The organism is Pseudomonas sp. NPDC089743 (assembly GCF_044748785.1).
GTDB lineage: Bacteria > Pseudomonadota > Gammaproteobacteria > Pseudomonadales > Pseudomonadaceae > Aquipseudomonas > Aquipseudomonas putida_X.
Window position 1 is genome coordinate 16883 of sequence record NZ_JBIVGS010000009.1, and the last position, 14291, is coordinate 31173.

The window sequence follows — 14291 nt, forward strand, 5'->3', positions numbered from 1 at the left end:
AGACTGCTCCTTCAAAGATTGCGCGCAATGACCATGCGCTGAATGTCGCTGGTGCCTTCGTAGATCTGGCAAACCCGCACGTCGCGGTAGATCCGCTCCAGCGGGAAGTCACTCAGATAGCCATAACCGCCCAGGGTCTGCAAGGCATCCGAACAGACCTTTTCGGCCATTTCCGAGGCAAACAGCTTGGCCATCGACGCTTCCACCAACGCCGGGCGCCCGGCGTCGCGTAGCGCGGCGGCGTGCAGCACCATCTGCCGCGCCACGGCAATTTTCGTCGCCATGTCGGCCAGGCGGAAGGCCACGGCCTGGTGCTCGACCAGTGCCTTGCCGAAGCTTTGCCGCTCCTTGGCGTAGTCCCGCGCCACTTCGAACGCTGCACGGGCCATGCCCACGGCCTGCGAGGCAATACCGATGCGCCCGCCTTCAAGGTTGGCCAGAGCGATCTTGTAGCCCTCGCCCTCTGCGCCCAGGCGGTTGGCCACCGGCACGTGCACGTTGTCGAAGACGATCTGGCAGGTGTCGGAGGCGTGCTGGCCGAGCTTGTCCTCGACCCGCGCTACCTGGTAGCCCGGTGAATCGGTGGGCACGATGAAGGCGCTGATCCCACGCTTGCCGGCTTCTGGGTCAGTCACGGCAAACACGATCACCACCCCGGCGTTCTGCCCAGAGGTGATGAACTGCTTGCTGCCATTGAGCACATAATGGTCACCCTCCAGGCGCGCACGGGCCTTCAGGCTGCTCGCATCGGAGCCAGCCTGAGGCTCGGTGAGGGCAAAGGCACCCAGCATCGCGCCAGTTGCCAGGGGGGTGAGAAACTGCGCCTTCTGCTGCTCGCTGCCAAAACGCAGGATCGGTACACACCCTACCGAGTTGTGCACGCTCATGATGGTCGAGCAGGCACCATCACCCGCGGCGATTTCTTCCAAGGCCATGGCGTAGGCCACGTAACCGGTGTCACTGCCACCCCATTGCTCCGGGACCAGCATGCCGAACAGGCCCAGCTCAGCCATCTCCTCGATGGCCTCCTTGGGGAAGCGGTGTTCCTGGTCCCACTGCGCGGCAAAGGGTTTCAGCCGCTCCTGGGCAAAAGCGCGTACTGCATCGGCGATCTGTTGTTGCTCGTCAGTTACCAGCATGGTTCACCTCAGTACAGGCATTCGACGGCCATGGCCGTGGCCTCGCCGCCGCCAATGCAGATGGCCGCCACGCCGCGGCGCAGGTTGTTCTGGCGAAGGGCCGACAGCAAGGTCACCAGGATGCGTGCGCCGGAAGCACCAATCGGGTGGCCAAGGGCGCAGGCGCCGCCGTGGATGTTGACCTTGTCGTGTGGCAGGTCAAGGTGTTTCATGGCCGCCAGCGTGACCACAGCGAAGGCCTCGTTGATCTCGAACAGGTCGACCTCGGCCAGGTTCCAGCCGGTGCGTTTCATCAACCTGTCGATGGCCCCGATCGGCGCAGTCGGGAATAGCGCCGGGGTGTCTGCGAAGGCCGCGTGGCCGTGGATGACTGCCAGGGCTTTGAGGCCGCGCTTGTCGGCTTCGGAGCGGCGCATCAGGACCAGCGCCGCAGCACCGTCGGAGATCGAACTGGCGTTGGCGGCGGTCACCGTACCCCCTTCACGGAAGGCAGGCTTGAGCTGCGGGATCTTGTCCAGGCGCGCCTTGGGCGGCTGCTCGTCCTCCTTGATGACGCGCTTTTCCTTGCCCTCGCTGACTTCCACCGGCACGATCTCGGCGGTAAAGCGGCCGCTGCGGATCGCGTCCTGGGCACGGGTAAGCGAGGCAATGGCGAACTGGTCCTGGGCTTCACGGCTCAAGCCTGTGGCCTGGGCGCAGTCTTCGGCGAAGGTGCCCATCAGGCGGCCCTTGTCATAGGCGTCTTCCAGGCCGTCCATGAACATGTGGTCAATGATCCTGCCGTGGCCCATGCGGTAGCCGCCACGGGCTTTGTCCAGCAGATACGGGGCGTTGCTCATGCTCTCCATGCCGCCCGCCACCACCACGTCCGCGGTCCCGGCCAACAGCAGGTCATGGGCCATGATCGCGGCCTGCATGCCCGAGCCGCACATTTTGTTGAGGGTGGTGCAGGTGGTGTGCTTGTCCAGCCCGGCACCCAGTGCAGCCTGGCGCGCTGGCGCCTGGCCCAGGCCGGCCGGTAGCACGCAGCCAAACAGCACTTGCTCGACACTGGCGGCATCGATGCCGGCACGTTCCACGGCACCACGAATGGCCGCGCTGCCCAGCTGTGGCGCGGTCAGGCTTTTCAGATCGCCCTGCAGGCCGCCCATGGGCGTGCGCACGGCGCTGACGATAACGATCGGATCATTGGCGAGGGTCATGTTCACGCTCCTTACTTGGCAGCCATGCGCAGTGCACCGTCGAGGCGGATCACCTCGCCGTTGAGCATGCTGTTCTCGATGATGTGACGGGCCAGCGCTGCGTATTCCTGCGGGCGGCCCAGGCGCGGTGGGAACGGCACACCGGCAGCCAGCGAAGCACGTACCTCTTCGGTCATGCCTGCCATCATCGGCGTTTCGAAGATGCCCGGTGCGATGGTCATCACACGGATGCCAAAGCGTGCCAGTTCGCGAGCGGCCGGCAAGGTGAGGCTGGCAATGGCGCCCTTGGAGGCAGCGTAGGCAGCCTGACCGATCTGGCCGTCGTAGGCAGCGATGGAGGCGGTGTTGATGATCACCCCACGCTCGCCCGCCTCATCGGCGGCCCCTTCGGCCATGGCTGCAGCGGCCAGGCGCAGCAAATTGAAGCTGCCGATCAGGTTGACGTTGATGACCTTGGCGAAGCTGGCAAGGCCATGCGGGCCCTGTTTGCCCAGCACCTTCTCGGCGCCGACGATGCCGGCGCAATTGACCAGGCCATGCAAGCTGCCAAAGGCACTGACGGCTGCATCGACGGCCGCGTGGGCAGCCTGCTCGTCGCTGATGTCGGCCACGGCGAAGCGGGCGTTGTCACCCAGTTCACGGGCCTTGGCCTCGACGGCCTGAGCGTTGAGGTCGACCAGCATGACCTTGGCGCCGGCCTCGACCAGCATCTGCGCAGTGGCAGCACCCAGCCCGGAGGCGGCACCGCTGACAATGTAGTGTTTAGTGGCTATCTGCATGATCGGTTTCCTTTCAGGCGCTGGCAGGGGTGGCCTGTTGCACGTGTTGTTTGGCGACTTCCTGGTTGCGCAGGATGAAGCGTTGCAGCTTGCCGCTCGGGGTCTTGGGCAGCTCGCTGACGAATTCGATTTCGCGGGGGTAGGCATGGGCATACAGGCGCTGGCGCACATGCTGACGCAGCGCTTCTTCCAGTTCGGCGCAACCGACGACGCCCTGGGCCAGCACCACGAAAGCCTTGATCAGCTCGGTCCGTTCCGGGTCCGGCTTGCCGATGACGGCGGCCTCGACCACCGCGGGGTGCTCGATCAACGCGCTTTCGACGTCGAACGGCCCGACGCGATAGCCGGAGGTGGTAATCACATCGTCACTGCGGCCAACGAAGCTGATGCTGCCATCCGCGTTGAGCTCGACGGTGTCACCACTGAGGTAGTACTTGCCGATGAACGCTTTGGTCGGCAGCCCGCGGTAGCCACCGAACCAGCAAAGTGGCGATTGCTCGCGGTCGACGGCAAGGATGCCCGGCTGGCCGACCGGCAGTTCTTCACCCTGCTCGTCCAGCACCACAATGCGATGGCCGGGGACGGCGAAGCCGGCAGACCCCAGGTGTACGGGGTGTGAAAGGCCGTGGTGGTTGCACAGCACCATACCCAGTTCGGTCTGGCCGTAATGGTCGTGGATGGTCACGCCCAGCTCATTGGCGAACCAGCGGATCACCTCGGGGTTGAGCGGCTCACCGGCACTGCTGACTGCGCGCAGGCGGCCCTTGACGGGCGCCGAGAAAGCACTGCCGGCCGCAATCAGCATGCGGTACGCAGTGGGCGAGCCTGCCAGGTTGGTGATACCGAGCTTGTCGATCACCCGCGCGCAGCTTTCGACGCTGAACGGGCCATCGTAGAACGTGGTGGCATGGCCCAGCGACAACGGGCCGGTAACTGCGTAATACAGGCCATAGGCCCACCCCGGGTCGGCCAGGTTCCAGAAGTTGTCTTCGCTGCGCAGGTCGATGGCGTCGCGCATGTAGCCCTGAAACGCGACAATGGCACGCAGCGGCACCTCCAGCGGTTTCGCCGGGCCGGTGGTGCCTGAGGTGAACATCAGCAAGAACGGATCGCCACCTGAGCGCATTACCGGTTCGCAGTCGCTCGGGGCGCCCGCCAGGCACTGCTGGTAGTCCAGCTCGCCGGCGCGGGCATTGACCGTGATGATGGTCGGGCAGGCCTGCACCTCGTCCAGCTTGCCACGGTTGAGGCTGTCGGTAACGACTACGCGGGCATGCGACTGCTCAAGGCGGTGCTCGATAGCCTTGGGGCCGAACGCAGTGAACAGAGGCTGGTACACAGCGCCAAGGCGCCAGGTGGCGAGGATGGTGACAAGAAGCTCGGGAGTACGTGGCATCAGCCCAGCCACCCGATCACCGGGGCCCACGCCGTGGGTTCTGAGCACATTGGCAAAACGCGCAGACTGCGCCTTGAGCTGGTCGAAACTGAACCGCGCCGTGTTGCCATCGCGGTCTTCGTGAATCAGCGCCAGCTTGCCGGCACCGGCATGGCGGTCACAGCATTCGACACAGGCATTGAGGGCTTGGAGGTCGCCATGCAGCGCCGCGGCAGCAGCCTGGCCATGGTCGAACGCACGAGCTGCCTCGATGTAATCGCGCATCGTCGGACTCCTGGTTTCTTGTTTTTGGTGTTAACCATCGGTCCGACGATGTTCGCGCCGCTCAAGCAAGGCGGCAATGGCCAAAGCTGTCAATCTGGATGACTGGTTTGGCCGCCTTGGACGTCAGCCGTCTCCACGGCCCAGCCCATGCAAGTAAGACTCGGTCAAGCCTGCCAGCAGCCGTTCTGAATCGCGCTGTTCCTGGTCGTCCAGATCAGCGAGCTGCGAACGCAGCTGATCGGCCGGGATGGGTGGCCGGACAACGCGCAAGTTTGCCCTGCGCTGGAGATAGTCGGCATTGAGCGCTTCGAACAACGGCCGGTGCTGTTCACGAAGGCAGGTTTGCCAGAACAGTCGGCTCAACAGGCTTTGGCTCAGCGCCTCCATCGTTTCACTGGCGAGCACAGCGGCAAGCACGTCATTGACTTGCTCATCGCTCACCCCGGCTGAGTCCGGGTAGCGCATCGCTCGTGGTTGGCCCGGCAAATCAAGGCGCTCGCGCAAACGCACCCGGTATGCCAACGACAAGGCTGAACGCCCCACGTGTTCACCCTCGGCGCCCAGGCGCATGATCGCCCGGCTGGCCTGCTGCCATACCAGGTCAAGCCGAAATAGTTGCCGGCCGAATGCCATCAATCGTCCCCGCTGCGTCGGGTCTCGCGCATCGGTCTCAGCCTGGGCCAGCAAGACCCTCACATGAATATCACTGAAAATGTCACGGACCATATCCGAGCACGAAACCGGTTGGCTGGCCACTTCAAAAACGCGTATGCGCAACGCCGGGTTGCTCTCGACCGCCTGCAACGCGGCCCATACATCCCGCGCAAGCGCATCCCGGCCGCCATCAGCAATGGCCGGGGCATAATCAGCCGTATGCTCCAGCCATGCCAGAATACGGAAGAAGCTCGCGCTGCCCGGTTCGGCCGCAAGGCCGTCCCACAGCAACCCGCGCGCTGCTTGATCGGTTTCGGCGACATGCCCCAGCCACAAGGCTCGGGCATGGGGCAAGTCGACCCTTGCCATCGATTCTGGCAAATGTCCGTGTTCCTCGATGGGGTCCAGCACGTACAACCGTTGCAATTGCGCCCGCCTTAGCGGGTTACGGTCGACGACCAGCCCGCGGCGCCAGGCATGAGGCATTGCCAGCAACGCCTCCGGTGGTTCGCGCAACTGGTTGTCGCTCAGGTCGCAGTGCACCAGCAGGCCGCACAGCTCGAGCCGGCTGGGCCACGCACCCAGCCGGCAGTGGCGCAGGTTCAGATGAGTCATTGCCGAGAAATGGTTGAAGTCCAGATAAAGGTGCTCCAGCCGGTTGTAGCTCAGGTCAAGATGGGACAAGGCAGTCATTGCCTGCAGCACACCGACGGTCTGTGCGTTGAAGCGGATCTGGTTATGCGCCAGGCGCAAGCGCTGTAGTTGCGGCAGGTAAGCGATCCCGAGCGGGATGTTGCGCAGCCGGTTGAAACTCATGTCAAGCTCGGTCAGCGCAGTGAATGGGCGCAAGAAGTCCACTGGCACCAGATCGACCGCCGAGTTTTGCAGACTCAGGCGGGTTACACGGTGGAAATCGATGACACCCGGTAGGTCCGGCAAACTGTTGAGCAACATGCCGCTCAGGGACAAGTTCTGACCGGTTGCTGTACCCGCATCGTCGTAAATCCAGTCCCCCTGCAACCGCCAAGCCCGCAGAATGGCGTCGGCCACTCGCCGCCGGAGTACCCGTCGCCGTGCGTCCAGTTGAGCACTGCTCCATCGGTTGAGGTGGCGAATCAACTGATCATGGTCATCCTCAAGCTCGACGAGGCGTTCATAGGCCGGCCGCTGCCCGCTTGCAAGAAGCGCCTGCTCCTGGTCCAGTTGCGCCTCATCCAGCCCGGGATAAAGCTGACGCAAACGCTCCCGAATGCGCGCAGGGAACGAACGGCTGTCGCCCTCGGCACGGCCACTGAGCGGATAGCCAACACGCCCGTCCGGCAAGCGTCGTCCAGGGTTGAACCACTGAGCCTGAGCCGGCCATTGCAAGAGCTCAGCCACCTCGCGGTGCGTGGCAGGAAGCCTGGCCAGCAGTCGCTGGCGTAGCTGTGGACCGGCGTCGGCCTGGGCCATACCCAAGGCCGCGCGATGCTCAGGCGCCAACACCGCGGCAAGCATTTCGTACAGGCTCGCCGGGTTGCCAGGGCCGAACGGCAACCCGCGCCCCAAGCCATCGTAAAGGTGGAACTGCCCGTCTTTACGCACCACGATCCTGCGCACGAAAGGGTCAACAGCGGTGCCAACGGCCTTTAGCAGCCGCCCGTGCGGGCCGGTATCGCGCAACTCGATGCTCAGCGCCTCGCAACGCACGCCTGCGTTGTTTTCCAGCTCGCCCTGAAGCAGGGTGAGCGCCAGTTGACCGGTTTCGTTGCAATAGCTGGCGGGCAGGTAAAGCCCCTCGAGCGTACGATTCAACCTGGCCAGGCGCAGCAGGGAGCGGGCTTTGTTCGCCAGCCCCAGCGTCACGTGCCCAGCTGACGTCGCCACGAAGCGTTCACCCTCGCTGGCCTGGGTGGCCAGTGCCTGCGCATAGGCTTGCGGCAAACCGGCGAAGTCACGCTTTATCAAGGGCAGCAGGGCGTCGTCGACAGCCGGTGGCGTGCTCAGTTGTTCGAGAAGAGGCCCCTGCAGCGCAGCGCGCTGACGCAACAGGACATCGATGTCGGTACTGGCGGAACGGGCCTGGCACCACTCCAGCAATGCATTGTCGTGTGTGGCCAGCGAGTAGCTGGCCAGGCGCGTGAAGAACGACTCGATACGTGCATGGGCCTCGAAGCGCCGCAACGTCTCACGCAGGTTTACAGGCGCCGGCCGGTTTTCGACCAGCACACCGCGTAACTCCTCGGCATCCATACCGGCAACCCGCAGCACTTGCGCCGCCTGCTGTGCATCAATGACCGGATGCTGCGGCCACAGGGTGTCGAGCATCCAGCGCACGTCGCTCCAGCGTTGCGGCTGGTCGCGCAGCAGTCGCCAGCCGCGCTCGCCGTTGTGCAGCACCGTTGGCCCGTACGCCTTGTCCACGCCAGGATGACGCAAGCGGTATGGGGCTTCAGGCTCACTGCGCTGTACTTCATAGTAACGCTGGCCCCTGCGCATCCAGCGCCTGTTGCCATCGCCATAGAGGCCATCGTCACGCAGGGCGATGGTGCCGGGGCTGGACGCGTAGGCGGTGATGTCATCGGAACACAACAGGCCACGCCGCCCCCCCACGTTCACAGGCTGCAAGCCATCGACAAAGCTGCTGCGCAGAAAACTCACGGCGGCGGCGGTCACCCCTGTGGCAGCCACTGTCTCGGCGACCCCCAGCATGTGTTCCAGAGCCTCGTGCTGATGCCCCCGGACCCAGTCCTCGACGCCCTCGAAGACTTCGCCAAGCGTCTGCGCCACCAGTTGGCCCAGCAGCAGCGCGCCGACGACAGGGATGAACAGCCCAGCCAGGTTGAACAAGTCAAGGCCGGCAGCATGCCAGGCCGCATGGCGAGCGCGGGCGGCAGCCGTATCAGCGTCTGCTGTGGGTACCAGTAACAGCCTGGCATCGTCCTTGACTCGCTGCAGCTGTTGCGCGGCCAGCGCGGCGAACAGGTCGCCAGGCGCAGTGGCGCCCTTGAGCGCCAGATCGGGCCTTGCATCCCTGAGGCGTCCGCTGAGCACACCTGCGACGCTTGCCCGATGCCGCAAGCTGATGAGCTGAAGGAAATAGTCCCGGTAGGCCTTCTCTTGCAAGGCTGCAACCATCGCAGTGTTCATCGCCTCGGTGGAGTCGAAGCGGCGAAGGGCCTGCACCGGATCACTGGGCAGGTAGACGACCACACCCCGATCATTGCCCACACCGTCGCGCAAGCGAATGAACAGCCCGTCAGCCACGCGTTGGCCCAACATCTCCAGCAAGCCGGGGTAACCGTGCAGACCCGAGTCGGGATGGGCACCACCCCCCTCAACCATCTTGCGCAAGGCTTGCTGCACCTGCTCGTCGATATCACCCTTGAGCGTTGCGACCTGCGCAGCCAGTGCCAGGCCCGAACGCTTGTCCTGGGCAAGAATGTCCTGGGTGGTGGCACTGAAAATACGCTGCAGCTCGGTCTGGTAGAGCTGGCCCACATCCAGCGCACGGCACGTCTCAACCAGTTGCTCGGGCGTGCCGGTCAACAGAGTGTCCCGCCCAGGGGGGACGAGCCCGGTACCCTGAAAAAACGATTCGTCAGGGCCGAAGTTGCTCATGAGCCTGAGCAATCCATTCTGCCGAGCCGCCGAGTAACGGTAAGTCTGCTGGAATGTTCCGGGCAGTGTGCCGATGCGCGGCGATACCTGCAGCCACTCCAGCCCTGCCAGGGTCATGCCTGCGGGCAGCGGCTTGATCAGCACTGCGGACAGGTGTTTTTCGGCGAACTGCTGCAGAGGCTCGAGGGTCAACGTGAGCCCGCGCAGACGGGCCTGGCTGGCGTGGTGGGCGTTGAGGCTGGCGCGCAGGGCGGCGATCTGAGGCTGGCTGGCCCGTTTGAGCCAGACGGGTAGCCTGGCAGCGATGAAGGCATCGGTTGCTTGTTCATGGCGGGTAACAGGGTTCGAGGCGATGGAAGTCATGGGTGTGCCGGGAGCGAAAGATGGGGCTGGCATGCTCGCCAACCGGCACTGGGCAAGGCATGAGGAAATACCACCGTAGCCACCGCCTGAGGTCGCCGTGGCGCCCTTTCAGCCTGCCGCGCCCCGAGCCAGGATCAGCGCACGGTAATGCCCGGGATTGCACCCGAACCACTTGCGAAACGCCTTGTAGAACGAACTGCCGTCGGCAAACCCAAGGCGCTCGGCGATTTCCCCCATGGGCGCTTCGGCCTGGCTCAACCAGGCGATGGCCAGCTCACGCCGGACGCTGTCCTTGAGTACCTGGTAGCTCTGCCCCTCCTCCGCCAGTCGACGGCGCAAGGTTGACGGCGACAGGCACAAATCTCGTGCCAGGCCGTCGGCATCCGGCCAATGGGACGGGTCCAGTTGCAGCAAGTCGCTGCGGATGCGCCACGCCAGGCTGGCCGGATCACGGTACTTGACCAGGATGTTGCCAGGCGCTTCGGCCAGAAAGCGCTGCAGGTCCTCGGGGCTGCGGCGCAGTGGCACGTCAAGGCAATCGGCACTGATGATCATGCGGGTGCGCGGCCGCTCGAACTGCAGGTTCTGCGAGAACATCACCCGGTAATCGTCGCAGTACGGCGGCTCGGCACAGCGCAGCTCGATGGCCAGGATGGCAATGCGTCGCCCGGCCAGCCAGCAGGCCACGCCATGCACGATCATCCAGAAGGTGAAATAGGTGAACGCCCGCCGTGGGAGGTCGCGCGGCTCATTGATGACAATCTCGGCCAGGCCCTGCTGACGCACCAGGCTCGGCTGCAGGTCCTCGAGCATCAGCGAAAGAAACGCCAGCGCGGTTTCCAGGCCCTCGCCCAAGGTTGGCTGGGCCATGCTCGCCCGGCACAGGAACGCCAGGCTGCCGCTGCGCAGGCCGCGCGGGTCCATGGCAAAGAATTCATCGTTGCAGCGCCGCGCCAGCAACCGCCAGAGCCGGGCATAGGCCTGGGCACTGACCCGTGCATCCGGGGCCTGCAACTGCCCGGCGTCGATACCGGCACGGGCCAGCAGCGCCGCATCCGGCTCACCCGCGGGGCAAGTCTGCAACAAGGCCTCACGCACCAGTTGCATGGAAATAGTGTCTTTCTCGCTCATCTGCAGTCCATCAGGTTATGCCGGCATCTGGGCCCGGCTCAAAGGCTGGCTGCCAGGCCCAGGAATGCCTGGATCAAGCGTAACTCACGGCGCCGCTCCAGGCAGCCAACCATGTGCTGGTTGACCAGGCCCTGCCCGCCTAACGGTCGCGCCACCACCCGGGGGTCGTTGGCCACTTCGGTAGACGACACCACGCCGATGCCCAGTTGCGATGCCACTGCCTCAGTGACCGCCTCACGGCTGTCCAGCTCCAGCTGCACCCGGGGCTGCACGCCAGCTGTAGCGCAGGCCTTGTCGAAGGTGCGCCGGGTAGTGGAGCTGGGTTCGCGCAGCACCATGATCTGCTGGTGCAGCTCGGCCAAGGCCAGGTCACCCTCGCCCCCAGCCCAGGCATGCCCTGCTGGCAGCAACGCACACAACCGGGATTGGCACAGGCTCTGAAGATACAGGCCCTTGCGTGGCTCGATCTCTGTCAGCACCGCCACATCGGCATGCTCGGACAACAGGGCAGCCAGCGTCTCCTGAGCGTTACCCAGGCGCAGATTCACCGTGATGCCGGGGTAGCGCTCGCGTAACTGCGCCAGCATGGGCATGACCCGGTGCGGGCCATCGGCAGCCACCTCCAGGCGCCCGGTCAGCAGTTGCCGGTTGGCTTCGAGCATGGCCTGTGCCTCTTCAGCCAGGCCGAACATGGCCCGGGTGATGGCCGCCAGCCGCGTGCCCTCCTCGGTCAACTCCACGCGCCGCGCCGTGCGCCGCAGCAAGGTGATCTGGTAGTGCTCCTCCAGAGCCTTGACGTGCCCGGTCACTGCCGGCTGGCTGATGAACAGGCGCTCGGCAGCACGGGTAAAGCTGCCCTCACGGGCCACTGCATCGAAGGCACGCAGCTGAAAGAGATTCATATTTATCGGCCTGACTTATAGCTGGGATAACAACAAACAATTTGATTGATGGAAGCGCGAATTGCAACCTAGGCCTCGTAGTTTCAGCCCACCGCTTGCGAGGAATAACGGAATGAGCAACGCCCCTATTCTGCTGACCCCAGGTCCCTTGACCACATCACTGCGCACCCGCCAAGCGATGCTGGTGGACTGGGGCTCCTGGGACCGCGACTTCAACCAGCTGACTGCCAGCGTCTGCGAGCAACTGCTGACAATCATCGACGGCGCCGCCAGCCACCACTGCGTTCCCCTGCAAGGCAGTGGCACCTTTGCCGTGGAAGCGGCCATCGGCACCCTGGTGCCACGCGATGGCAAGGTACTGGTGCTGATCAATGGGGCTTATGGCCAGCGCCTGGCGAAGATCTGCAACGTGCTGGGCCGCACCTACAGCACCTTCGAAACCGCCGAAGACCAACCGACCACCGCCGCCGATGTCGACCGCCTGCTGGCCGCCGACCCCGCCGTGACCCATGTGGCGTTGATCCACTGCGAAACCAGCACCGGCATCCTCAACCCGCTGCCTGAGATCGCCCAGGTGATCCAACGCCACGGCAAGCGCCTGATCATCGATGCCATGAGCTCGTTCGGCGCGCTGCCCATCGATGCCCGCGAAATTCCTTTCGAAGCGCTGATCGCCGCCTCCGGCAAGTGCCTGGAAGGCGTACCTGGCATGGGCTTCGTCTTCGCCGAAAAAGCCGCCCTGGCCGCTGCCGAGGGCAATGCCCATTCGCTGGCCATGGACCTGCACGACCAGCACGCCTACATGGCCAAGACCGGCCAATGGCGGTTTACCCCGCCCACTCATGTGGTCGCGGCCCTGCACGAAGCCCTGCAGCAATACAACGAGGAAGGCGGCCTGCCGGCGCGCCACCGACGCTACGCCGACAACTGCAAGACCCTGCTCGACGGCATGGCTGCCATCGGCCTGCGCAGCTTCCTGCCCGCCGACATCCAGGCGCCGATCATCGTCACGTTCCACGCACCGAACGATGCCCGCTACCAGTTCAAGGACTTCTACGAGCGGGTCAAAGCCAAGGGCTTCATCCTCTACCCGGGCAAGCTGACCGAGGTCGAAACCTTCCGCGTCGGCTGCATCGGCGTGGTCGGTGCCGATGGCATGCAGGCCGCCGTGAATGCCGTGGCCGACGTGCTGCGGGAAATGGAAGTGCTGGACATCTGACCCTTTGCCCACCCCAATTCAGGAATTAGCGCACATGAACTACAACAACCCCACCCAGCTGCAAGCCGCGATCCTCGACTGGGCCGGTACCGTGGTCGATTTCGGCTCGTTCGCTCCCACACAGATCTTTGTCGAAGCCTTTGCCGAGTTCGACGTGCAGGTGTCCATCGAGGAAGCGCGCGGCCCCATGGGCATGGGCAAGTGGGACCACATTCGCACGCTGTGTGACGTGCCGGAAATTGCCGAGCGCTATCGCAACGTGTTCGGCCGCACGCCGACCGACGATGACGTCACCGCCATCTATAACCGCTTCATGCCGCTGCAGATCGAGAAGATCGCCGTGCATTCAGCGCTGATCCCCGGCGCTCTGGACACCCTCACCGGCCTGCGCCAGGACGGCTTGAAAATCGGCTCCTGCTCGGGCTACCCGAAAGTGGTGATGGACAAGGTCGTCGAACTGGCGGCACGCAACGGCTATGTCGCCGACCATGTGGTGGCCACCGACGAAACCCCCAATGGCCGCCCCTGGCCGGCACAGGCACTGGCCAATGTGATTGCCTTGGGCATTGATGATGTGGCGGCCTGCGTCAAGGTCGACGACACCGTGCCGGGCATCCTCGAAGGCCGCCGTGCCGGCATGTGGACCGTGGCACTGGTGTGCTCGGGCAACGCGCTCGGGCTGACCTGGGAAGGTTACCAAGCGCTGAGCGCCGAGAAGCTGGAAAGTGAACGCAAGCGAATTCATGCGCTGTTCGCAGCGTCACGCCCGCACTACCTGATCGATACCATCAATGACCTGCCCGAGGTGGTCGCCGATATCAACCGGCGGTTGGCCAAGGGGGAGATGCCGCAGACGTTCTGACCGGTGTTCGTTGCTGCTTTCGTCGGCGCCCCGGCTCCCATGACGGCCCCGCTGTTTCATCAACGATGGGGTATCTGTGAGAGCCGGCGTGCCGCCGACAGGGCCGGCTCAGACTGCCCTGTTCAGCTTCACCCAGGAGGAGAACTTGTCGATGAAGCCCTGCAGGAAGGGCCGGGTCTTGTCATTGAGCTTGCCACTGTCCTCGAAGAGGCTGGCCGCCCCACCGATATAAGCTTCGGGCATCTGCATGCAGGGCATGTCGAGAAACACCAGCGACTGCCGCACGGCATGGTTGGCGCCGAACCCGCCAATGGCCCCGGGCGACACGCTCACCACTGCCGCAGGTTTGCCACTCCAGGCGCTTTGCCCATAGGGACGCGAACCCACATCGATGGCATTTTTCAGGCAGCCCGGTATGGAGCGGTTGTACTCCGGAGTGACGAACAGCACCGCGTCGCTGCGCCGGATCTCATCGCGAAAGCGCTTCCATGGCTCAGGCACACCCGCAGCCTCGACATCCTCGTTGTACATGGGCAGATCGCCGATTTCGACGATTTTCAGGGCGAGACTGGACGGTGCCAGCTCTGAAAGGGCACGGGCCACCTTGCGGTTGTACGATTCCTTGCGCAAGCTGCCGACGACGACCGCTACCGAATACACCTGGCTCATGGCGATTTTCAACCTTTGCTGGGGTAAGAGACGTTGTAGTTATAGATGACCATCGCCCGGCGCTAAGGTTTTTTTCCTCCGGCAGAAAACTTCCAGGTACCATCCACGGTC

Annotated in this window: 10 protein-coding genes; 2 read left to right on the forward strand and 8 right to left on the reverse strand. The window is 64.2% G+C overall.

Features of this window, described 5'->3' with window-relative positions:
• Window positions 1–11: 11 nt before the first annotated feature.
• The 7 genes from ACIPZC_RS16950 to ACIPZC_RS16980 all read right to left on the reverse strand — a co-directional run bounded on the left by ACIPZC_RS16950 (window position 12) and on the right by ACIPZC_RS16980 (window position 11430).
• Window positions 12–1139 (reverse strand): acyl-CoA dehydrogenase, encoded by a 1128-nt coding sequence (locus ACIPZC_RS16950; RefSeq protein ID WP_400628314.1) that lies wholly within the window; start codon window positions 1137–1139, stop codon window positions 12–14.
• 8 nt (window positions 1140–1147) lie between these two features.
• On the reverse strand, window positions 1148–2341 hold the full coding sequence (locus tag ACIPZC_RS16955; RefSeq protein WP_400628316.1) for an acetyl-CoA C-acyltransferase: 1194 nt from the start codon (window positions 2339–2341) through the stop codon (window positions 1148–1150).
• An 11-nt stretch (window positions 2342–2352) separates the two neighbouring features.
• A complete protein-coding gene (locus ACIPZC_RS16960; protein WP_400628318.1) occupies window positions 2353–3120 on the reverse strand; it encodes an SDR family NAD(P)-dependent oxidoreductase in 768 nt (255 codons plus the stop codon).
• Window positions 3121–3133: 13 nt separating this feature from the next.
• A complete protein-coding gene (locus ACIPZC_RS16965) occupies window positions 3134–4780 on the reverse strand; it encodes an AMP-binding protein (protein ID WP_400628320.1) in 1647 nt (548 codons plus the stop codon).
• 123 nt (window positions 4781–4903) lie between these two features.
• The gene (locus tag ACIPZC_RS16970; protein WP_400628322.1) at window positions 4904–9397 is read right to left on the reverse strand and encodes an NEL-type E3 ubiquitin ligase domain-containing protein; all 4494 of its coding nucleotides are present in this window, start codon (window positions 9395–9397) and stop codon (window positions 4904–4906) included.
• 108 nt (window positions 9398–9505) lie between these two features.
• Entirely contained in the window at window positions 9506–10528 is a 1023-nt protein-coding gene (locus tag ACIPZC_RS16975; RefSeq protein WP_241807004.1) for an AraC family transcriptional regulator, read from the reverse strand.
• 38 nt (window positions 10529–10566) lie between these two features.
• Window positions 10567–11430, reverse strand: a complete 864-nt coding sequence (locus ACIPZC_RS16980; RefSeq protein ID WP_241807005.1) for a LysR substrate-binding domain-containing protein — start codon at window positions 11428–11430, stop codon at window positions 10567–10569.
• Between the two features lie 112 nt (window positions 11431–11542).
• Here ACIPZC_RS16980 and ACIPZC_RS16985 point away from each other — a divergent pair, with 112 nt between their 5' ends.
• Window positions 11543–12649 (forward strand): 2-aminoethylphosphonate--pyruvate transaminase, encoded by a 1107-nt coding sequence (locus tag ACIPZC_RS16985; protein WP_400628325.1) that lies wholly within the window; start codon window positions 11543–11545, stop codon window positions 12647–12649.
• A gap of 34 nt (window positions 12650–12683) precedes the next feature.
• The gene (gene phnX / locus ACIPZC_RS16990) at window positions 12684–13511 is read left to right on the forward strand and encodes a phosphonoacetaldehyde hydrolase (RefSeq protein WP_241807007.1); all 828 of its coding nucleotides are present in this window, start codon (window positions 12684–12686) and stop codon (window positions 13509–13511) included.
• 108 nt (window positions 13512–13619) lie between these two features.
• On the opposite strand, the gene ACIPZC_RS16995 is transcribed toward phnX, so the two are convergent.
• Entirely contained in the window at window positions 13620–14180 is a 561-nt protein-coding gene (locus ACIPZC_RS16995) for an NADPH-dependent FMN reductase (RefSeq protein WP_400628327.1), read from the reverse strand.
• Window positions 14181–14291: the final 111 nt, after the last annotated feature.

Coding starts and splice junctions, on each gene's coding strand:
- ACIPZC_RS16950 (WP_400628314.1), bottom strand. CDS start 1,139: ATGCTGGTAACTGACGAGCAACAACAGATCGCCGATGCAGTACGCGCT.
- ACIPZC_RS16955 (WP_400628316.1), bottom strand. CDS start 2,341: ATGACCCTCGCCAATGATCCGATCGTTATCGTCAGCGCCGTGCGCACG.
- ACIPZC_RS16960 (WP_400628318.1), bottom strand. CDS start 3,120: ATGCAGATAGCCACTAAACACTACATTGTCAGCGGTGCCGCCTCCGGG.
- ACIPZC_RS16965 (WP_400628320.1), bottom strand. CDS start 4,780: ATGCGCGATTACATCGAGGCAGCTCGTGCGTTCGACCATGGCCAGGCT.
- ACIPZC_RS16970 (WP_400628322.1), bottom strand. CDS start 9,397: ATGACTTCCATCGCCTCGAACCCTGTTACCCGCCATGAACAAGCAACC.
- ACIPZC_RS16975 (WP_241807004.1), bottom strand. CDS start 10,528: ATGAGCGAGAAAGACACTATTTCCATGCAACTGGTGCGTGAGGCCTTG.
- ACIPZC_RS16980 (WP_241807005.1), bottom strand. CDS start 11,430: ATGAATCTCTTTCAGCTGCGTGCCTTCGATGCAGTGGCCCGTGAGGGC.
- ACIPZC_RS16985 (WP_400628325.1), top strand. CDS start 11,543: ATGAGCAACGCCCCTATTCTGCTGACCCCAGGTCCCTTGACCACATCA.
- phnX (WP_241807007.1), top strand. CDS start 12,684: ATGAACTACAACAACCCCACCCAGCTGCAAGCCGCGATCCTCGACTGG.
- ACIPZC_RS16995 (WP_400628327.1), bottom strand. CDS start 14,180: ATGAGCCAGGTGTATTCGGTAGCGGTCGTCGTCGGCAGCTTGCGCAAG.